This is a genomic window from Streptococcus mitis, from assembly GCF_000722765.2.
In the GTDB taxonomy this organism is placed as follows: Bacteria; Bacillota; Bacilli; order Lactobacillales; family Streptococcaceae; genus Streptococcus; species Streptococcus mitis_AQ.
Genome location: NZ_CP028415.1, coordinates 1,669,005 through 1,690,100, shown reverse-complemented (window position 1 = coordinate 1,690,100; position 21,096 = coordinate 1,669,005). Strand labels below are relative to the sequence as shown.

General features: G+C 40.4%; 16 protein-coding genes, 1 pseudogene and 1 riboswitch. Of the genes and pseudogenes, 12 read left to right on the top strand and 5 right to left on the bottom strand.

Annotated features, from left to right (window positions below; all coding sequences use genetic code 11):
* Positions 1 to 109: 109 nt before the first annotated feature.
* Together ilvA and SK637_RS08400 are read left to right on the top strand one after the other, a co-directional pair.
* Positions 110 to 1,360, top strand: a complete 1,251-nt coding sequence (gene ilvA, locus SK637_RS08405; RefSeq protein WP_033689399.1) for a threonine ammonia-lyase IlvA — start codon at positions 110 to 112, stop codon at positions 1,358 to 1,360.
* Positions 1,361 to 2,156: 796 nt separating this feature from the next.
* Positions 2,157 to 2,372 carry a capsule biosynthesis transcriptional regulator gene (locus SK637_RS08400; protein ID WP_001130035.1) on the top strand — a complete coding sequence of 72 codons (216 nt, stop codon included), beginning with the start codon at positions 2,157 to 2,159 and terminating at the stop codon, positions 2,370 to 2,372.
* 90 nt (positions 2,373 to 2,462) lie between these two features.
* Here SK637_RS08400 and SK637_RS08395 read toward each other — a convergent pair whose 3' ends face one another.
* A complete protein-coding gene (locus SK637_RS08395) occupies positions 2,463 to 3,203 on the bottom strand; it encodes an amino acid ABC transporter ATP-binding protein (RefSeq protein ID WP_000189492.1) in 741 nt (246 codons plus the stop codon).
* A complete protein-coding gene (locus SK637_RS08390) occupies positions 3,203 to 4,768 on the bottom strand; it encodes an ABC transporter substrate-binding protein/permease (protein ID WP_033689397.1) in 1,566 nt (521 codons plus the stop codon). Before SK637_RS08390 ends, SK637_RS08395 begins: the two co-directional genes overlap by 1 nt.
* A 137-nt stretch (positions 4,769 to 4,905) precedes the next feature.
* On the opposite strand from SK637_RS08390, the pseudogene SK637_RS08385 reads away from it, so the two are divergent.
* A pseudogene (locus tag SK637_RS08385) lies at positions 4,906 to 6,794 on the top strand (DUF2207 family protein).
* A gap of 60 nt (positions 6,795 to 6,854) precedes the next feature.
* Positions 6,855 to 7,700 carry an undecaprenyl-diphosphate phosphatase gene (locus tag SK637_RS08380; RefSeq protein WP_033689396.1) on the top strand — a complete coding sequence of 282 codons (846 nt, stop codon included), beginning with the start codon at positions 6,855 to 6,857 and terminating at the stop codon, positions 7,698 to 7,700.
* Positions 7,701 to 7,846: 146 nt separating this feature from the next.
* Here the strand turns inward: SK637_RS08380 and dinB are convergent, their stop codons facing one another.
* Positions 7,847 to 8,908, bottom strand: a complete 1,062-nt coding sequence (gene dinB, locus SK637_RS08375) for a DNA polymerase IV (RefSeq protein ID WP_033689395.1) — start codon at positions 8,906 to 8,908, stop codon at positions 7,847 to 7,849.
* 238 nt (positions 8,909 to 9,146) lie between these two features.
* Between dinB and pflB the strand changes: the two genes are divergently transcribed.
* The gene (gene pflB / locus SK637_RS08370) at positions 9,147 to 11,471 is read left to right on the top strand and encodes a formate C-acetyltransferase (protein ID WP_000260630.1); all 2,325 of its coding nucleotides are present in this window, start codon (positions 9,147 to 9,149) and stop codon (positions 11,469 to 11,471) included.
* A gap of 303 nt (positions 11,472 to 11,774) precedes the next feature.
* Here the strand turns inward: pflB and SK637_RS08365 are convergent, their stop codons facing one another.
* A complete protein-coding gene (locus SK637_RS08365; protein WP_033689394.1) occupies positions 11,775 to 13,214 on the bottom strand; it encodes a TrkH family potassium uptake protein in 1,440 nt (479 codons plus the stop codon).
* 3 nt (positions 13,215 to 13,217) lie between these two features.
* Positions 13,218 to 14,567, bottom strand: a complete 1,350-nt coding sequence (gene trkA / locus SK637_RS08360) for a Trk system potassium transporter TrkA (protein ID WP_033689393.1) — start codon at positions 14,565 to 14,567, stop codon at positions 13,218 to 13,220.
* Positions 14,568 to 14,754: 187 nt separating this feature from the next.
* Here trkA and SK637_RS08355 point away from each other — a divergent pair, with 187 nt between their 5' ends.
* From SK637_RS08355 to SK637_RS08325, 7 genes are all read left to right on the top strand, one after another.
* On the top strand, positions 14,755 to 15,603 hold the full coding sequence (locus SK637_RS08355; protein WP_033689392.1) for an SAM hydrolase/SAM-dependent halogenase family protein: 849 nt from the start codon (positions 14,755 to 14,757) through the stop codon (positions 15,601 to 15,603).
* Between the two features lie 15 nt (positions 15,604 to 15,618).
* Positions 15,619 to 16,164: an ECF-type riboflavin transporter substrate-binding protein gene (locus SK637_RS08350; RefSeq protein WP_033689391.1), complete on the top strand. Its 546-nt coding sequence runs from the start codon at positions 15,619 to 15,621 to the stop codon at positions 16,162 to 16,164.
* Positions 16,165 to 16,331: 167 nt separating this feature from the next.
* The gene (locus SK637_RS08345) at positions 16,332 to 18,014 is read left to right on the top strand and encodes an ABC transporter ATP-binding protein (RefSeq protein WP_033689390.1); all 1,683 of its coding nucleotides are present in this window, start codon (positions 16,332 to 16,334) and stop codon (positions 18,012 to 18,014) included.
* Positions 17,999 to 18,829 carry an energy-coupling factor transporter transmembrane component T family protein gene (locus SK637_RS08340; protein ID WP_033689389.1) on the top strand — a complete coding sequence of 277 codons (831 nt, stop codon included), beginning with the start codon at positions 17,999 to 18,001 and terminating at the stop codon, positions 18,827 to 18,829. The genes SK637_RS08345 and SK637_RS08340 overlap by 16 nt, the downstream gene beginning before the upstream one ends.
* Positions 18,830 to 19,021: 192 nt before the next feature.
* A complete protein-coding gene (locus SK637_RS08335; RefSeq protein WP_033689388.1) occupies positions 19,022 to 19,525 on the top strand; it encodes a tRNA (cytidine(34)-2'-O)-methyltransferase in 504 nt (167 codons plus the stop codon).
* Between the two features lie 59 nt (positions 19,526 to 19,584).
* Positions 19,585 to 19,722, top strand: a riboswitch (FMN riboswitch).
* A gap of 163 nt (positions 19,723 to 19,885) precedes the next feature.
* Positions 19,886 to 20,449 carry an ECF transporter S component gene (locus SK637_RS08330; protein ID WP_033689387.1) on the top strand — a complete coding sequence of 188 codons (564 nt, stop codon included), beginning with the start codon at positions 19,886 to 19,888 and terminating at the stop codon, positions 20,447 to 20,449.
* Positions 20,439 to 21,089 (top strand): phosphatase PAP2 family protein, encoded by a 651-nt coding sequence (locus tag SK637_RS08325; protein ID WP_033689386.1) that lies wholly within the window; start codon positions 20,439 to 20,441, stop codon positions 21,087 to 21,089. The genes SK637_RS08330 and SK637_RS08325 overlap by 11 nt, the downstream gene beginning before the upstream one ends.
* The last annotated feature ends 7 nt before the right edge of the window (positions 21,090 to 21,096 follow it).

The following is a 21,096-nucleotide window of genomic DNA, read 5'->3' as shown; positions in this document are numbered from 1 at the left end:
GAAGGCGAGTTGGGGGGACCTAACTCGCTTTTATAATCAATTCATCAATCAATTCATCTCTTTTTAAAAGATGGATTATGATAAGTATGAAATAGTCTAGGAGAAAAAGATGTTAAGTTCGAAAGATATCATCAAGGCTCATAAGGTCTTGAACGGTGTGGTTGTGAATACCCCACTGGATTATGACCATTATTTATCGGAAAAGTATGGTGCTAAGATTTATTTGAAAAAAGAAAATGCCCAACGTGTTCGTTCTTTTAAGATCCGTGGTGCCTATTATGCCATTTCCCAGCTCAGCAAGGAAGAACGTGAGCGTGGGGTAGTCTGTGCTTCTGCGGGAAATCATGCGCAGGGAGTTGCCTATACTTGTAATGAGATGAAAATTCCTGCTACTATTTTTATGCCAATTACAACTCCGCAACAAAAAATTGGGCAAGTTCGCTTTTTTGGTGGGAACTTCGTGACCATTAAATTAGTTGGCGATACCTTTGATGCCTCAGCCAAGGCAGCTCAAGAATTTACAGTTTCTGAAAATCGTACCTTTATTGATCCTTTTGATGATGCCCATGTTCAGGCAGGTCAAGGGACAGTTGCTTATGAGATTTTAGAAGAAGCTCGAAAAGAATCGATTGATTTTGATGCTGTCTTGGTTCCTGTTGGTGGCGGAGGTCTCATTGCTGGGGTTTCTACTTATATCAAGGAAACAAGTCCAGAAATTGAAGTTATCGGAGTAGAGGCTAATGGGGCACGTTCCATGAAAGCTGCCTTTGAAGCTGGTGGACCTGTTAAACTCAAAGAAATTGACAAATTTGCGGATGGGATTGCTGTACAAAAGGTAGGTCAATTGACCTATGAAGCAACTCGTCAACATGTTCAAACCTTAGTAGGTGTCGATGAGGGATTGATTTCTGAAACCTTGATTGACCTTTACTCTAAGCAAGGTATTGTCGCAGAACCTGCTGGAGCGGCTAGTATCGCCTCTTTAGAGGTTTTAGCTGAATATATCAAGGGGAAAACCATTTGTTGTATCATTTCTGGAGGAAATAATGATATCAACCGTATGCCGGAAATGGAAGAGCGTGCCTTGATTTATGATGGGATCAAGCATTACTTTGTGGTTAATTTCCCACAGCGTCCGGGGGCTTTGCGTGAGTTTGTAAATGATATCTTGGGGCCAAATGATGATATCACACGTTTTGAGTATATCAAGCGAGCTAGCAAGGGGACAGGCCCAGTATTGATTGGGATTGCCTTGGCAGATAAGCATGATTATGCAGGCTTGATTCGTCGAATGGAAGGTTTTGATCCATCTTATATTAACTTAAATGGTAATGAAACGCTCTATAATATGCTTGTCTGAGGACTAATAAAAAAATATCATATTATTTGCACAACTGATGTATAGGTGCTATAATGAGGGTGAAGAAAGGGGGCGATTCCTATGGACTTAGGAAATCGATTACGTTATTTCTATCACAAGTCATTATAGTACCTATTATTTTTTGATTCAGTTTATAGTAGGGGAGTAAAATTACTTATTATATATAAGGAGTATTTTTAGAATCCACTATTTTATATATAGCTAATATGAAATTTGGCTAAATATAATAGGAAATAGAAAAAATAATCAATACTAAGAAGATAAAAGCAGTAGAAAATGTCGAAAGATAGAATACAATAGTTTACTGACTACTCATCTTTTAATGAGGTAGGAGAAACAAAAGGAATCTTGATAAAGTAAATAAATAGTACCAGTTGAGCAAGTGAAAAAGTGCTTATACAGACAGGAAGAAAGTCGAAGAAGGAGAAGAAAAAGAATAGTTAGAAATAGTGTGGAGATAAAGTCTTCCACTATTAGAAATGTCCTTTTAAAGTTGGATAAGTAGAATAAAGTTGAAGATAAAACCTGTCTAACTTATCAAAAACTGGTATTTGCAAATATGAATATTATTACAAATAAAAGAGTTAATAATGCAATTATTTTAAAGGTAATTACTAATGGTTTATAGCAAGCAAAAACCTATATATTATCAGCTTTAATAAGATAGTAATAGAAAAATAAATCATTAATTTTATTGAATATATGTTTTTTTATTGACAAAAGACATAAAAACGTATACAATTAAATATCGTAAAGAAGAAAATAGGAGAAGGACATGGCTAAGTCAAACTTTGAAAAAGTAGAATCAGTTGTTGGCTGGGTTCGTGATAAGAAGATCACAGGCTACCGTATCTCTAAAGAAACGAATGCGCGTGAAATGTCTATCATTGCTCTAGCGCAGGGGCGTGCAAAAGTAAAAAATATTTCGTTTGAAACGGCTCTAGGTTTAATTGATTTCTATGATAAAAATCATGAAAAATTTGAAGATTAATCTTTGGATGATGGCGGATTCTTGAATAGAGTCTGCCTTTTCATTTATAGTATAACAAAAAGACTGCACGGTTGATGCAGCCTTTTCTTTTTATTTGAGATAACGTTGAAGAAACTCTTTTGTACGGTCTTCTTTAGGATTAGTGAAGAGGTCTTCTGGTTTACCTTCTTCAGCAATCACACCCTTATCCATAAAGATCACACGGTGAGAGACATCACGGGCGAATTCCATCTCGTGAGTCACTACAATCATAGTCAAGCCTTCCTGAGCCAAATCTTGCATGATTTTGAGGACTTCTCCAACCATTTCTGGATCGAGAGCTGATGTTGGTTCATCAAAGAGAATAGCGTCAGGATTCATGGAGAGGGCACGAGCGATGGCCACACGTTGTTTTTGACCCCCTGAGAGTTGTTTTGGTTTGGCTTGCCAGTAGCGTGCTCCCATGCCGACTTTTTCCAAGTTTTCTTTGGCAATCTTTTCAGCTTCTGCACGTTCGCGTTTAAGGACAGTTGTCTGAGCGACGATTGTATTTTCAAGAACGTTGAGATTTTCAAAAAGGTTAAAGGATTGGAAAACCATTCCCAACTTTTCACGGTATTGCGTGAGGTCATATCCTTTTTCGAGGACGTTTTGTCCATGATAAAGGATTTGTCCATCGGTTGGCGTTTCAAGAAGGTTAATGGAACGTAGTAAGGTTGATTTACCACTTCCTGAACTTCCGATAATCGAAATAACTTCTCCCTTGTGGACGGTGAGAGAAATGTCTTTTAATACTTCGTTTTGTCCATAAGATTTTTTGAGGTGTTTAATTTCAAGGATTGCTTGTGTCATTATTTCAATTCCTCCGTTTGCAATTGGTTACCACCTGTAGTATAGGTATCCATATCCATTCTTCGTTCAATGAAGCGCAAGATGCGAGTAACAGTGAAGGTGAGGACAAAGTAAATCACGGCGATGATTGTAAATGTCTGGAAGTATTGATAGGTTTGAGTTGCCACGGTATTTCCTGAGAAATACAGTTCGACAACAGAGATAACGTTCAATACAGATGTATCTTTGATATTGATGACAAATTCATTACCAGTTGCGGGTAGGATATTGCGAACAACCTGAGGTAGCACAATCTTACGCATGGTTTGGTTGTGGCTCATGCCAAGAGCTGTGGCAGCTTCGAATTGTCCCTTGTCAACTGCTAGGATACCGCCACGGACGATTTCAGTCATGTAGGCACCGGTGTTGATTGAAACGATGAAGATAGCAGCCAGTGTGCGGTCAAGGTTAATCCCAAAAGCTTGAGCAGTTCCATAGTAGATAACCATCGATTGAACAATCATTGGTGTACCACGAAAAATTTCAATGTAGACATTGAGAATCCAACTAACTAGTTTTTGTAGACCATAAATAGCTTTATTCTCAGAGAGAGGGGCAGTACGGAAGACACCGATGGCAAGTCCAATAATGAGACCTATGATGGTTCCGACAATAGAGATTAAAAGAGTGATACCAGCACCACGCAAGAGCTGTTGCCAGTTTTCAGAAAGAATTTTGGCAACTTGGCTAAAGAAACTACTGCTAGTCTCTTCAGTTGTTGTAGCTTCGGCAGGTTGCTCCTTGATCATACGATCCATCAAGGCAACTTGGTCATCTTTTGAAATGGTTTCGATGCTGGCGTTAATTTGACTGATACGATTATCATCTTTACGAAGACCAATGGCGATAGCTGTATCTTCTTCTCCAGTCTTGAATTCTGTTTCTGGTTTAATCATTTTAAATTTTGAATTAGCCACTTCAGCAGTTAAAGCCTCCGGACGTTCAGAAACATAGGCATCGATAACGCCAGCCTCAAGAGCTTGACGCATCTGAGCAAAATCGCCCATTGCCGTCTCTTTCTTGGCTCCTGGTATTTGTTCAATCAAGTCATAAAGGTAAACACCTTGCTGTGAAGTGATTTTAGCTCCGTCGAAGTCATTTAAATTTTTAGCTTTAGCATAGGTAGAATCTTTTTTAACTACTAATACGGGCTCACTGGTGTAATAACTGCTTGAAAAGGCAATTTCTTGTTTGCGTTCAGCGGTTGGGCTCATACCAGCAATGATCATGTCGATTTTACCAGAAGTGAGGGCGGGAATCAATCCTTCCCACTTAGTTTTAACAACCAAAGGTTCTTTACCTAAGTCCTTAGCGATTTTCTTGGCAATCTGGACATCGTATCCATTGGCGTACTGGTTGGTTCCATCGATTTTGACAGCTCCATTGCTATCATCATCCTGGGTCCAGTTAAAGGGAGCATATGCTGCTTCCATCCCGATGCGTAAATATTCATCGGCTTGAGCAACATTGACAAGTCCCAGCATCAGCAAGAGACTTGTGAAAATAGATAAGTATATTTTTTTCATGATTTCTCCTATTCCAATCTATTAAAAAATAACCGTCTCCTATTTTATCGAAAAAAACTCTATTTTTCAATACAGGTAAGCCCTTACTTGAGAAAAAATGATATAATGATAGCAAAGATAAAAAGGGGGCTTAGTTGATGAAAAAAATTTTTTTCTTACTGGTCTTAGGCTTATTTTGCCTTCTGCCATTCTCTGTTTTGGCCATTGATTTCAAGATAAACTCCTATCAAGGGGATTTGTATATTCATACAGACAATACAGCAGAATTTAGACAGAAGATAGTTTATCGGTTTGATGAAGACTTTAAGGGACAAATCGTGGGACTTGGACGTGCTGGCAAGATGCCTAGTGGATTTGACATTGATCCTCATCCAAAGGTTCAGGCTGCGAAAAATGGTGCTGAACCAGCAGACGTTACTAGCGAAGTGATAGAGGGAGCAGATGGTTATACTGTTAAAGTTTATAATCCAGGTCAGGAAGGTGACACAGTTGAAGTTGACCTTGTCTGGAACTTAAAGAATTTGCTTTTTTATATGATGATATCGCTGAATTAAATTGGCAACCTTTAACAGATAGTTCAGGGGCTATTGGAAAGTTTGAATTTCATGTAAGGGGTGATAAGGGGGCTGAAAAACTCTTTTTCCACACAGGAAAACTTTTTAAAGAAGGAACGATTGAAAAGAGTAACATTGATTATACTATTCGTTTAGACAATCTTCCGTCTAAGCGTGGAGTTGAATTGCATGCCTATTGGCCTCGAACTGATTTTGCTAGCGCTAGGGATCAGGGCTTGAAAGGGAATCATTTAGAAGAGTTTAATAAGATAGAAGACTCGATTGTTAAAGAAAAAAATCAAAGTAAACAACTCCTTACTTGGGTATTTCCTTCGATACTTTCTATCTCCTTGTTACTGAGCGTCTGCTTCTATTTTATTTATAGAAGAAAGACTACTCCTTCGGTCAAATATGCTAAAAATCATCGTCTCTATGAGCCACCAATGGAATTAGAGCCTATGGTATTATCAGAGGCTGTCTACTCGACCTCCTTGGAGGAAGTGAGTCCTCTAACAAAAGGAGCTGGAAAATTTACCTTTGACCAACTTATTCAAGCTACCTTGCTAGATGTGATAGACCGTGGGAATGTCTCTATCATTTCAGAAGGAGATGCAGTTGGTTTGAGGCTAGTAAAAGAAGATGGTTTGTCAAGCTTTGAGAAAGACTGTCTAAATCTGGCTTTTTCAGGCAAAAAAGAAGAAACTCTTTCCAATTTGTTTGCGGATTACAAGGTATCTGATAGTCTTTATCGTAGAGCAAAAGTCTCTGATGAAAAACGGATTCAAGCAAAGGGGCGTCAGCTCAAATCTTCTTTTGAAGAAGTATTGAACCAGATGCAAGAAGGAGTGAGAAGTCGAGTTTCCTTCTGGGGGCTCCCAGATTATTATCGTCCTTTAACTGGTGGGGAAAAGGCCTTGCAAGTAGGTATGGGTGTCTTGACTATCTTGCCCCTATTTATCGGATTTGGTTTGTTCTTGTACAGTTTGGATGTTTATGGCTATCTTTACTTCCCCTTGCCAATACTTGGTTTTCTAGGTTTGGTTTTGGCTGTTTTCTATTATTGGAAGCTTCGGCTAGATAATCGTGATGGTGTCCTAAATGAAGCAGGAGCAGAAGTATACTACCTCTGGACCAGTTTTGAAAATATGTTACGTGAGATTGCGCGATTGGATCAGGCAGAGTTGGAAAGTATTGTAGTCTGGAATCGCCTCTTGGTCTATGCAACCCTATTTGGCTATGCGGATAAGGTTAGTCATTTGATGAAGGTTCATCATATTCAAGTGGAAAATCCAGATATCAACCTCTATGTAGCTTATGGCTGGCATAGTATGTTTTATCATTCAAGCGCGCAAATGAGCCATTATGCTAGTGTCGCAAATACAGCAAGTACCTATTCCGTATCTTCTGGAAGTGGAAGTTCTGGCGGTGGCTTCTCTGGAGGGGGAGGCGGTGGCAGTATCGGCGCCTTTTAAAGAGAGCTATCACAGACTGAAAAAATATGCTATAATGGAAGATAGAAAAAGGAGTAATCTATGTATCTTATTGAAATTTTAAAATCTATCTTCTTCGGTATTGTTGAAGGAATTACGGAATGGTTGCCGATTTCCAGTACAGGTCACTTGATTTTAGCAGAGGAATTTATCCAATACCAAAATCAAAATGAAGCCTTTATGTCCATGTTTAATGTCGTGATTCAGCTTGGTGCTATTTTAGCGGTTATGGTCATTTACTTTAACAAGCTCAATCCTTTCAAACCGACTAAGGACAAGCAGGAAGTTCGTAAGACTTGGAGACTGTGGTTGAAGGTCTTGGTTGCCACTTTACCTTTGCTTGCAGTATTTAAGTTTGATGATTGGTTTGATACCCACTTCCATAACATGGTTTCAGTTGCTCTCATGTTGATTATCTATGGGATTGCCTTTATCTATTTGGAAAAGCGCAATAAAGCTCGTGCTATCGAGCCGAGTGTAACAGAGTTGGACAAGCTTCCTTATACGACAGCCTTCTATATCGGCCTCTTCCAAGTTCTTGCCCTTTTACCAGGGACAAGCCGTTCTGGAGCAACGATTGTCGGTGGTTTGTTAAATGGAACCAGTCGTTCTGTTGTGACAGAATTTACCTTCTATCTAGGGATTCCTGTTATGTTTGGAGCTAGTGCCTTAAAGATTTTCAAATTTGTAAAAGCAGGACAACTCTTGAACTTTGGGCAATTGTTCTTGCTCTTGGTTGCGATGGGCGTCGCTTTTGCAGTCAGCATGGTTGCCATTCGCTTCTTGACCAGCTATGTTAAAAAACACGACTTTACGATGTTTGGTAAATATCGTATTGTCCTTGGTAGTGTCTTGCTACTGTATAGCTTTGTTCGTTTATTTGTATAAGAAAAACCTTGAAGGGGAACCTCTTCAAGGTTTTATACTCAATGAAAATCAAAGAGCAAACTAGGAAGCTAGCCAAAGGTTGCTCAAAACACTGTTTTGAGGTTGCAGATAGAGCTGACGTAGTTTGAAGAGATTTTCGAAAAGTATTAAAATCCAGTCACGGTAATCCCCAGCAGGCGGACACCTCTTTCTTTCACGCTTAATTCTTCATAGAGTTGCAGGGCTATTTGGCTTATCTGACTAGCATCCTGTGTTTTTTGAGAAAGACTTTTTCGTTTAGTAAGAGTTGAAAAGTCCTCGTAGCGGATTTTCAGAATGACAATTTTTCCAGTTTTCTCTTGTTGATTGAGATTGAGAGCGACTCGTTCTGATAGGAGAGTCAGCTCTTTTTTGATGTCTTCCTCGGCACGGAGAATTTTCCCATAGGTTTTTTCCTTGCCGATTGATTTACGGATGCGATTGGATTTGACGGGGGAATTGTGGATACCACGAGCCTTTCGATAAAGGTCGTAGCCCAGTCTGCCAAAGCGGTCTATTAGGGTTACCTCAGGGACTTCAAGCAAATCAGCGCCGGTAAAAACACCCATTTGATGAAGACGTTCGACTGTCTTTTTTCCTACTCCATGAAATTTAGCAATATCCATTTGTTTGAGAAAGTCCTCAGCCTGGTTAGGTAGAATCACTGTCAAACCATGTGGCTTTTGATAATCGCTGGCCATTTTAGCCAAGAATTTGTTATAAGAAACGCCTGCGGAAGCAGTTAGATGGAGTTCTTGCCAGATGTCTTTTTGAATGAGGCGAGCAATTTTGACCGCTGACTTGATGCCGAGTTTATTTTCTGTTACATCCAAATAGGCTTCGTCAATGCTCATGGGTTCAATCAAATCTGTATAGCGCTTAAAGATAGTTCGAATCTGGAGTCCCACAGCCTTGTATTTTTCATAATTTCCTGAGATGAAGACGGCCTGGGGACAACGCTCATAGGCTTCCTTAGAGCTCATGGCTGAATGGACACCAAAAGCTCGCGCCTCATAGCTACAAGTGGAAACGACACCACGCCCACCTGTTTGCCGAGGGTCACTGCCGATAATGACAGGTTTTCCTCTGAGTTTAGGATTATCTCTGATTTCCACCGCAGCAAAAAAGGCATCCATGTCAATATGGATGATTTTTCTTGACAAATCATTTAATAAAGGAAAAATCAACATGCCTAGCCCCCTTTTTACTGCTTATTTTCTTTTATTATACCCTTTTTTCTGAAAAAAAGAAAAAAGGGTATAATTTTTTCAAAAATATAATACAGTTTGGAACAAAATATAGACTGTTTTAGAAAAGAAAGTGTAAAAAAAGGGATTTTCTACTTGTTGAAAACGATTACTGTATGGTATACTTGTCTCATGAATGTAACAGATGGTTGTTACTAGAAAGAAAAAAGAGGACATTAACATGGTTGTTAAGACAGTTGTTGAAGCACAAGATATTTTTGACAAAGCTTGGGAAGGCTTCAAAGGCGTAGATTGGAAAGAAAAAGCAAGTGTATCACGCTTCGTACAAGCTAACTACACACCTTATGATGGAGACGAAAGCTTCCTTGCAGGACCAACAGAACGTTCACTTCACATCAAAAAAATTGTAGAAGAAACTAAGGCTCACTACGAAGAAACTCGTTTCCCAATGGACACTCGTCCAACATCTATCGCTGATATCCCAGCAGGATTTATCGATAAAGAAAACGAAGTTATCTTCGGTATCCAAAACGATGAACTCTTCAAATTGAACTTCATGCCAAAAGGTGGTATCCGTATGGCTGAAACTACTTTGAAAGAAAATGGATACGAACCAGATCCAGCTGTTCACGAAATCTTTACTAAATACGTAACAACAGTTAACGACGGTATTTTCCGTGCCTACACTTCAAACATCCGTCGCGCTCGTCACGCACACACTGTAACTGGTCTTCCAGATGCATACTCACGCGGACGTATCATCGGTGTTTACGCACGTCTTGCTCTTTACGGTGCAGACTACTTGATGCAAGAAAAAGTAAACGACTGGAATGCAATCGAAGAAATCGATGAAGAAACAATCCGTCTTCGTGAAGAAATCAACCTTCAATACCAAGCATTGCAACAAGTTGTTCGCTTGGGTGATCTTTACGGAGTTGATGTTCGCAAACCAGCTATGAACGTTAAAGAAGCTATCCAATGGGTTAACATCGCCTTCATGTCTGTCTGCCGTGTTATCAACGGTGCTGCTACATCCCTAGGACGTGTGCCAATCGTATTGGACATCTTTGCAGAACGTGACCTTGCTCGTGGTACATTTACTGAATCAGAAATCCAAGAATTCGTTGATGATTTCGTTATGAAACTTCGTACAGTTAAATTTGCTCGTACAAAAGCTTATGATCAATTGTACTCAGGTGACCCAACATTCATCACAACTTCTATGGCTGGTATGGGTAACGACGGTCGTCACCGTGTTACTAAGATGGACTACCGTTTCTTGAACACACTTGACAACATCGGTAACTCTCCAGAACCAAACTTGACAGTTCTTTGGACTGATAAATTGCCATACAACTTCCGTCGCTACTGTATGCACATGAGCCACAAACACTCTTCTATCCAATACGAAGGTGTAACAACAATGGCTAAAGACGGATATGGTGAAATGAGCTGTATCTCATGCTGTGTGTCTCCACTTGACCCAGAAAATGAAGAACAACGCCATAACATCCAGTACTTCGGTGCTCGTGTAAACGTATTGAAAGCCCTTCTTACTGGTTTGAACGGTGGTTACGACGATGTTCACAAAGACTACAAAGTATTTGACATCGAACCAATCCGTGACGAAGTTCTTGAATTTGAATCAGTTAAAGCTAACTTTGAAAAATCTCTTGACTGGTTGACTGATACTTACGTAGATGCTTTGAACATCATTCACTACATGACTGATAAGTACAACTACGAAGCTGTTCAAATGGCCTTCTTGCCAACTAAACAACGTGCGAACATGGGATTCGGTATCTGTGGATTTGCCAACACTGTTGATACATTGGCAGCTATCAAATACGCTACAGTTAAACCAATCCGTGATGAAAATGGCTACATCTACGATTACGAAACAATCGGAGAATACCCACGTTGGGGTGAAGATGACCCACGTTCAAACGAATTGGCAGAATGGTTGATCGAAGCTTACACAACTCGTCTACGTAGCCACAAACTTTACAAAGACGCTGAAGCTACAGTATCACTTTTGACAATCACATCTAACGTTGCTTACTCTAAACAAACTGGTAACTCACCAGTTCACAAAGGTGTATACCTCAACGAAGATGGTTCTGTGAACTTGTCTAAACTTGAATTCTTCTCACCAGGTGCTAACCCATCTAACAAAGCTAAAGGTGGATGGTTGCAAAACTTGAACTCACTTTCTAGCCTTGACTTTAGTTATGCAGCTGATGGTATCTCATTGACTACACAAGTATCACCTCGCGCTCTTGGTAAGACTCGTGACGAACAAGTTGATAACTTGGTAACAATCCTTGATGGTTACTTCGAAAACGGTGGACAACACGTTAACTTGAACGTTATGGACTTGAACGATGTTTACGAAAAGATCATGTCAGGTGAAGACGTTATCGTACGTATCTCTGGATATTGTGTAAACACTAAATACCTCACACCAGAACAAAAAACTGAATTGACACAACGTGTCTTCCACGAAGTTCTTTCAATGGATGATGCCTTGGATGCGTTGAGCTAATCAAGTTATTGAATAATAATGAAATAAGGAACCCTCGGTCAGTCGACTGAGGGTTGTTTTTTGGGTTCTTAAATTCCTTAATACTCTTCGAAAATCTCTTTAAACCACGTCAGCTTTATCTGCAACCTCAAAGCGGTGCTTTGAGCAACCTATGGCTAGCTTCCTAGTTTGCTTTTTGATTTTCATTGAGTATAAGTTAGGCACTAAAATGTCTGACCAGGATTCAAAGATACTTGTTGAGTTTCGGGAAGTATTTGAAAATAAAAACACCACACTTTGTAAGACACAAGGTGTGGTCGTATTTTATCTCTTAGACCAAGTCCTCTTCATAAAGAGAAGTAGGATTGGGTATATCTCCAAGCGCCCTGCAATCATTGCAAAGGAGAGGAGAATTTTTGAGATAGGACTAAAGATTGAGAAACTAGAAGTGGTTCCTAGAATAGGCCCGATATTATTGAAACAGCTAAAGACAGCACTGGTCACAACCAGAAAATCATTGCTATCTAGGCTGACAATAAAGATAAGTGCTAGTAAAATCATAGAATAGATGACAAAGTACTTGAGAATCTTATGCTGGGTATCTTTGTCAATCACCGTTTTATTAACATGGAGGGTCAAAACACGGTGGGGCGATAGGATTGACAAAATCTGATTTTTAGCAATTTTTGAAAGGATAAGGCCTCGAATAACCTTGAGTCCACCTGCGGTTGAACCAGCAGAACCACCGATTCCCATGAGGAAGAGAAGGATAAACTGGGAGAAGAGGGGCCAGTTGGTAATATCTCCGTAACCAAAACCAGTCGTTGTAATGATATTGGAAACCTGGAAGAAGGCCATTTCAAAACTCTTTGAAAATCCTGGATAGAGATAGAGGGTATTGAGGCTAATCAAGCCTGTAGAAAGCAGTACAATGACCAAGTAAGCTCGAAGTTCTTCATCTCCAAAGAAGGCCTTGACGCGACGGAGCATAAGGTAGTAGTAGAGATTGAAATTTACCCCAAAAACCAAAACTCCGATACTAACCAGATAGGTAATCAGTGAGCTACCATAGTGGGCAATCCCGTCGTTATAGACGGTAAAACCTCCTGTACCTGCTGTCCCCATAGCAATGACAAAACTATCAAATAGGGGCATGCCAGCCAGATAATAGATGATGACAAAGAGGGAGAAGAGAGCTAGATAAAGGAGATAGAGAATCTGGGCAGTGTTTTTTAGTTTGGATACTACTTTACCAAAAACAGGGCCAGGTACCTCAGCCTTCATCACTTCTAGGTGACTATTCTTGGCATTATCCATAATAGCAAGTGCAAAAACAAGCACTCCCATCCCTCCAATCAAGTGGGTAAAACTTCGCCAGAAGAGGAGGGAACGGCTGAGAACTGAAACGTCATTCAGAATAGTTGCTCCAGTAGTTGTAAAGCCAGAACTGATCTCAAAAAAGGCATCTATAACGCTGGGAATTTGTCTAGCAAAGACAAAGGGGAGACCACCAAAGAAGGACCAAAGGATCCAACAGAGGGCCACAATCAAGACTCCCTCCTTGGCATAAATCCGTTGATTTTTTGGCTTTTGTAAAATTCCTGAACCGCCTAGTAATACGAGAATCCCAATCGTTGTAAAGAGGGCTGTAAAGACTTGGATCGATTCACGGTAATAGATAGCAACAGCTACAGGAACCAAGAGAAGAGCAGCTTCAATCAAAAGTAATTTTGAAAGGAGGTAACGAATCATACTTTTATTCATTTCTTACCTCGCAATCAAGTCATAAATCTTGGTGATGTTTGGCAACAAAGTTGTTACTAGGAGCTTGTCTCCAACTTCCAGCATATCCTCCCCAGTAGGGAAAATAGTTTTGCCCTTTCGAATGATGGCTGCTATAAGAACCCCTTTTTTCAGTTTGAGTTGAGAAAGAGGTTTGGCAGTCATTTTATTGGCTTCCTTGATATGGAATTGCAGGGTTTCGATTTGGCCATTGGCTAGATGGTGCATGGCTTGAAGGTCTGAATACTGGGCATTAACCCGACCACGAATAAAGTGCATGATTGTATCTACAGCAATACTTTTAGGTGTGATGATACTTGAAAAATCAGGCGCATTGATAATCTCGAGGAGACTGGTACGATTGACCTTAGTAATATTTTTTTGTACACCTACCCTGTCAAGGAACATAGAGGTAATCAGATTTTCCTCATCGACTCCTGTTAGAGTCGCAACGGCATCATAGTTTTGAGCACTTTCTTCCAGCAGGATATCTTTTGCGGTACCATCTCCTTGAACGATGTAGAGATTTGGGAATTTCTCGCTAAAGAAGCTAGCGATTTCAGGATTGATTTCAATAACCTTAGTATCGATACGACTGTCTTTGAGGATACCTAGTAGATAATAGGCAATTCTACCAGCTCCAACAATAAGAAGACTCTTCACGGCACGAGACTTGAAATAATTATGGAAGAGCATCATGTCAACACGGTTACCAGTGACAAAGATTCTATCTTTATCCTGTACAGTCATATCACCGCTTGGAATGATAATTTGATGATCCCTTTCTATCGCACAAACAATGACATTGCCAAATTTTTTCCGAAAATCAGAAATGGGCATTTGGCAAAGACAGCTAGTGGATTTGACGACAAATTCCATGAGGCTAACGCGTCCACCAAAGAAACGTTCGACAGATAGGGCGTTGGGGAAGTCAATGATATTCGCGATAGCGCGGGCAGCCAAGAGCTCAGGGTTAACGATAAGAGAAAAACCGAGAATATTCTTTTCCTTGAAATAAGAGTTAGAATATTCAGGGTTCCGCACCCGAACGATGGTCTCTTTAGCTCCCATTTTTTTGGCTAGAACGGCTGCAATCATGTTCACTTCATCGTACTCAGTCAGGGCGATAAAGATATCACAATCCTGGACACTGGCTTGCTCAAGGATTGTAAAATCGGCTCCGTTACCAAGGATACCCATGATATCAAAGCGATTAACAATATGATTGAGGACAGCTTCGTCTTGCTCAATCAGCAAAACATCATGCTTTTCTGCAACCAAGGAGCGACAGAGGGCAAAACCAACTTTTCCCCCTCCGACAAGGATAATTTTCATAATAAAACCTACTTTTTCATGATGTAACTATCATACCTTTTTTCAAGAAAAAATGCACCTACTAGCTAATAACAAGAGCTTTTAGTGAAATTTTGCTATAAGGTAAAACTATACCCTAAGCAATTGAAATAGCTATTAGCGACTTTCTCTGAAATATGGTATGATAAAGGATATATAAGGAGATAAAATGAATAATAATTTACTGGTATTACAATCAGACTTTGGTCTGGTTGATGGTGCGGTATCGGCTATGATTGGAGTGGCTTTAGAAGAATCTCCAACCTTAAAAATTCATCATTTGACGCACGATATCACGCCTTATAATATTTTTGAGGGGAGCTATCGTCTCTTTCAGACAGTGGATTACTGGCCTGAGGGAACGACATTTGTATCGGTGGTCGATCCAGGTGTCGGCTCGAAACGTAAGAGTGTGGTTGCCAAGACTGCAAAAAATCAATACATTGTCACGCCAGACAATGGAACTCTTTCTTTTATCAAGAAACACGTTGGCATTCTAGCCATCCGTGAGATTTCTGAGGTGGCCAATAGACGTCAAAATACAGAGCATTCTTATACCTTCCACGGTCGTGATGTCTATGCCTATACTGGTGCTAAATTGGCCAGTGGTCACATTTCTTTTGAGGAAGTGGGGCCAGAGCTCAGTGTGGATCAGATTGTAGAGCTTCCAGTCGTAGAGACTATCATAGAAGATCATCTGGTGAAGGGAGCTATTGATATTCTGGATGTGCGTTTTGGTTCGCTTTGGACCTCTATCACGCGAGAAGAGTTTTACAAACTGGAACCAGCATTCGGTGACCGTTTTGAAGTGACTATCTATCACGCTGATATGCTGGTCTATCAAAATCAGGTTGTTTATGGCAAATCATTTGCAGATGTGAGAATTGGGCAACCCATCCTTTACATCAACTCCCTCTATCGTTTAGGTCTGGCTATCAACCAAGGTTCCTTTGCCAAGGCCTATAATGTAGGTGTCGGTTCATCTTGGACCATTGAAATAAAGAAAATAGAATCATAAAATAGGAGAATATAGATGAAAAATCAATCAATTAAACAAGTTGTTGCTATCGGTGTTGGAGCTGCGCTCTTTGTTGTCATCGGGATGATCAGCATTCCGACACCTGTTCCAAATACAAGCATCCAGCTTCAGTATGCGGTACAGAGCCTCTTGTCTATCATTTTTGGCCCTCTAGTGGGATTACTTGTTGGTTTAATTGGTCATGCAGTGAAGGACTCTCTTGCTGGCTACGGTCTTTGGTGGACTTGGATTATTGCTAGTGGTCTCTTTGGTTTAGCCGTCGGACTATTTAGAAAATACATTCGAGTAACACAGGGTGTTTTTGAGTTGAAGGATATTGTCTTCTTTAACCTCATTCAGATTGTTGCAAATGCTCTTGTTTGGGGTGTCTTGGCACCACTTGGAGATGTTGTGATTTATCAAGAAGCGGCAGAAAAAGTATTTGCCCAAGGGATTGTTGCGGGAATTGCTAATGCTGTAACTGTAGCTATCGCAGGTACCCTTCTCTTGCTAGCTTATTCACGTACGCAGACTCGTTCAGGAAGTTTGAAAAAGGATTAACATAAAGGAAAAGGCTGGGGAACCAGTCTTTTTGCTGTTTATAGGCTAGTCGGGTAAGCAAGCTAGGCTAGGACTCTTTTTGGAGCTAAGTTTTTAAGAGAAGAGACTGCAAGAAGGGATTGATTTATGATAAAATAGAAGTCTAAGAAGCGAATGAAGAGAGTAAGATGAAAGAAGCTATAATTGAGTGGAAGGATTTCTCTTTCCAGTATGAAACGCAACAAGAACCGACCTTGCAAGGGGTAGACTTGACCATTTACAAGGGAGAGAAAGTCTTAATTGTTGGTCCATCTGGATCAGGCAAGTCTACCTTGGGTCAGTGTTTGAATGGGATTATTCCCAATATTTATAAGGGTCTGACTTCTGGAGAATTTTTGATCAAGGGGCAAGCAGCCTTTGATATGAGCATCTACGATAAATCTCATCTGGTCAGTACAGTTTTGCAGGATACAGATGGGCAGTTTATCGGCTTGTCCGTGGCAGAGGACTTGGCTTTTGCTCTAGAAAATGATGTAACAAATCTAGAAGAGATGAAAAGCCGTGTTCATAAATGGGCTGAAAAGCTGGACCTTCTTTCTTTACTGTCTCAGCGTCCCCAGGATTTATCAGGAGGACAAAAGCAGCGAGTCAGTCTGGCTGGTGTCTTGATTGATGAGAGTCCGATTCTTTTGTTTGATGAGCCACTCGCTAATCTGGATCCCAAGTCAGGTCAGGATATTATCGAATTGATTGACCAGATTCATAAGGAAGAGGGGACGACGACTCTTATTATCGAGCATCGTTTGGAGGATGTTCTGCATTGCCCTGTGGATCGGATTGTCTTGATAAACGACGGTCGTATTCTCTTTAATGGGAGCCCTGACCAACTACTGGCGACTGATTTATTGACTCAAAATGGAATCCGAGAACCCCTTTATCTAACCACTCTCCGTCAATTGGGTGTGGATTTAGTCAAGGAAGAACAATTAGCAGATCTGGATAACTTGTCTATCTCAAAAGGTCAGGTTCAGTTGAAGAATGAACTGGCAAAAGAAACCCCAGAATTGCAGTCACTCTTTAAATTAGAGGACGTGTCTTTTTCTTATGATGATAGACCGATTTTAAAGTCCCTACATTTGGATATTAAAAAGGGTGAAAAGATTGCTATTGTCGGAAAAAATGGGGCAGGGAAGTCAACCCTAGCCAAGGCCTTAAGTAGCTTTATTCAGACGGAAGGCTACTATCTTTGGGCAGGACAGGATATCAAAGGAGATTCTGTTGCAGAGCGGGCGGAACGAGTAGGCTATGTGCTGCAAAATCCTAATCAAATGATTTCAACCAATATGATTTTTGATGAGGTGGCTCTGGGACTTCGTTTGCGAGGTGTGGACGAGCAGGAAATTGAAACGAGAGTCTATGAAACCTTGAAAATCTGTGGTCTCTATGAATTCCGTAATTGGCCCATTTCTGCCCTTTCGTTTGGACAGAAAAAACGTGTCACTATTGCCTCGATTTTGGTTTTAGGAGCTGAAATTATCCTCTTAGATGAACCGACAGCAGGTCAAGACCAGAAGAACTATACTGAGATTATGGAATTTCTCGAAGAGTTACATCAAAAAGGGCATACGATTGTCATGATTACTCATGATATGCAATTGATGCTGGATTATTCTGATCGTGCTCTTGTCATGGTGGATGGGGAGCTGATTGCCGATACTGATCCAGCTAGTCTGTTGAGCAATCCTGAGCTGTTAGTAAAAGCCAATCTAAAAGAAACTTCAATCTTTAACTTGGCCAAGAAACTAGATGTGGATCCACTTGCTTTAACGGCGTTTTACAAAGAAAGGAGAGAAGGATGCAAGCTAAATTAATCGGTTACCAGCATAGAGATACTGTGATTCATCGCTTGTCAGGCGCTGGGAAACTCCTCTTTTTCATTCTCGTATCATTGGCGGCCATGATTAGCTATGATACCAGACTGCTTGTTCTGATTGCCATCTTTTCGGTCTTTCTCCTCTATTTGTCAGAAATCCGTTTTAAAGATGTTTCCTTTGTAGCCGTTTTTGCGACGGTATTTGCCGTTTTAAACGTTTTGATGGTCTATCTCTTTTCTCCCGAGTATGGGGTTGGACTTTACGGAGAGAGAAGTGTGATTTGGCAGGGAATCGGTGCCTACACTCTGACCAGTCAAGAGCTCTTTTATCTGCTAAATTTGGCTATTAAGTACCTTTGCACTATTCCTCTGGCTATTATCTTTTTGATGACAACCCACCCTAGTCAGTTTGCTTCCAGTTTAAATCAAATTGGTGTGCCCTATAAGATTGCCTATTCAGTCAGCCTGACCTTGCGCTATATTCCAGATTTGCAGGAAGAATTCTTTACTATCAAGATGTCTCAGGAGGCGCGTGGGATGGAATTATCCAAGAAAGCTTCTCTTATGCAACGAATCAAAGGCAATCTGCGCATTATTACGCCCTTGATTTTTAGCTCGCTAGAACGCATTGATACCATTGCAACAGCCATGGAACTTCGGCGCTTTGGGAAAGAGAAAAAACGCACTTGGTATAGTTATCAGGTCTTGAAAAAAGGAGACTATCTTACCTTGCTTTTGGCAGCCGCTTTTTTAGTAGCTAGTTTACTACTTATCTTGCAGAATCAGGGACGATTTTACAACCCTTGGAAATAGCTTGAAAAAATTGAAAAAATCAAGTCGTTTCTATTGACAATGATTCTGAAAGTGTTATACTAAGAAAGTAGTTTCGCTGATTTACTTCAAACCTGTTGTGAGGTAAGTTAACGATGCCTTAACCACGCTGTTTGCTGAGCTTGACTCCGAGCAGTGTGGCTATTTTTTTGCAATGGTGAAAGGAAGCAAGTCATGACAAATCACATTGTATTATTTGAACCTCAAATTCCACAAAATACAGGTAATATCGCGCGTACTTGCGCTGCGACCAATTCTCCCCTCCACATCATCAAGCCTATGGGCTTTCCTATTGATGATCGCAAGATGAAGCGGGCTGGATTGGATTATTGGGATAAGCTAGAGATTTATTTTTACGACAGTTTGGAAGATTTTATGTCTCAGATGAAGGGAAAACTCTATCTGATATCAAAATTTGCTGAGAAAGTGTATTCTGAGGTGGATTTATCGACTGACGAGGACCATTATTTTCTCTTTGGACGTGAAGACAAGGGCTTGCCTGAGGACTTTATGCGAGAACATCCTGAGAAGGCTCTCCGTATTCCTATGAATGATGAACATGTCCGCAGTCTCAATGTGTCTAATACCGTCTGCATGATTGTCTATGAAGCTCTCCGCCAGCAGAACTTTTCAGGTCTTGAGCTTGTTCATACCTATGAAGTGGATAAATTGAAATAAAAAATGAAAATGAAAATGAACAAAATGCTTGCGCTTGCAAGCGTTTTTTGTTATGATAAAAGAGTCTTCAGGGCAGGGTGAAATTCCCGACCGGCGGTAAATTTGACTACCTATTTTAGCCAAATAAGTCCGCGAGCGCAAGCTGATGTGGTGAGATTCCACAACCGACAGTATAGTCTGGATGGGAGAAGACGAAAGAATAGCTTTGTCTGTTCTGATAGATTTATAGCTAAACTGTAACCGCTTGCTTGAATTTCCTTAATAGAGTGAGAGGGAACTTTTGGGATATAAAAAGTGAGAATAGATAGAGGGATCCTTTCTAACTTCTTCTGATTTTATAGAAAATTGGAGGAACCTGTTATGACAAACACACGTCGACTTTCGACCATTGCGATTCTATCAGCCATTTCGTTTGTGCTGATGTACTTTGACTTTCCGCTTTTACCAGCGGCGTCCTTCCTCAAGATCGAATTTAGTATCTTGCCAGTCCTTGTGGGTCTGGTGGTCATGGATTTGCCTGCTGCTCTAGGAATTCTCTTGCTTCGCTCACTCTTGAAATTGCTTCTTAATAGTCAAGGAGTGAATACTTACATTGGTTTGCCGATGAATATCGTAGCTTTGGGAGTTTTTGTCATCGTATTTGCTTTGATTTGGAAAAAGGAACGGACAGCTCTTCGTTTCCTACTAGGATCTCTAGCTGGAACTATTGGTTTAACTGTGGCTATGTTGGTTCTCAACTATGTTTACGCTGTTCCTTTGTACGCTAAGTTTGCTAACTTTGATATTGGAAAAATTTTGGGACTTTCCAACTACCTAATGACCATGGTATTACCTTTTAACTTGATTGAGGGTGTAATCTTTTCCGTTTCATTCTGGTTGTTGTACGTCCTTTTGAAACCAACCTTAAAACATTATGAAAGATAAACAAACATTTTTAATGAAGGGCAGTTTTGCCCTTTTACTTTTCGTTATTCTTGGCTATATGGTCAAATTTTATCCTGAAATGTTGGTCAATTTTGACCAACCCATTCAGACTGCTATTCGTGGGGATTTTCCAGATTATTTGACTGTCCTTTTCCGAGCCATCACACGCCTGATTGATATCCCAGTGATTATCACTTGGGTTGTCATTATAGCTTTTATCTTTTATCGTAAGCGGTGGAAGATAGAAAGTTTCTTCATGCTGGGAAATCTGGCTTTTGCAGGTCTTTTAATTGTGACCTTTAAAAATGTCTACCAGCGTCCACGACCAGCTATTTTACACTTGGTTGAGGAGAAGGGGTTTTCCTTCCCAAGTGGGCATTCTCTGGCTGTAACCTTGATGGTCGGATCTCTGATTGTCATTCTCAGTCAACGGATGAAAAATCCAGTCTGGAGAAAAATCGTGCAAATCGTCCTTGGACTCTACCTAGTCAGTGTGCTGGTATCAAGGGTCTATCTAGGAGTTCACTATCCATCAGATGTCCTTGCCAGTCTCTGTGTAGGCTTGGGAGTCCTGTTTATCGAGTTTCCTTTCTACGATAAGCTCCGCTTCCAATGGCGATTTAAAGGCAAGCAGAAGTGAGTATCAA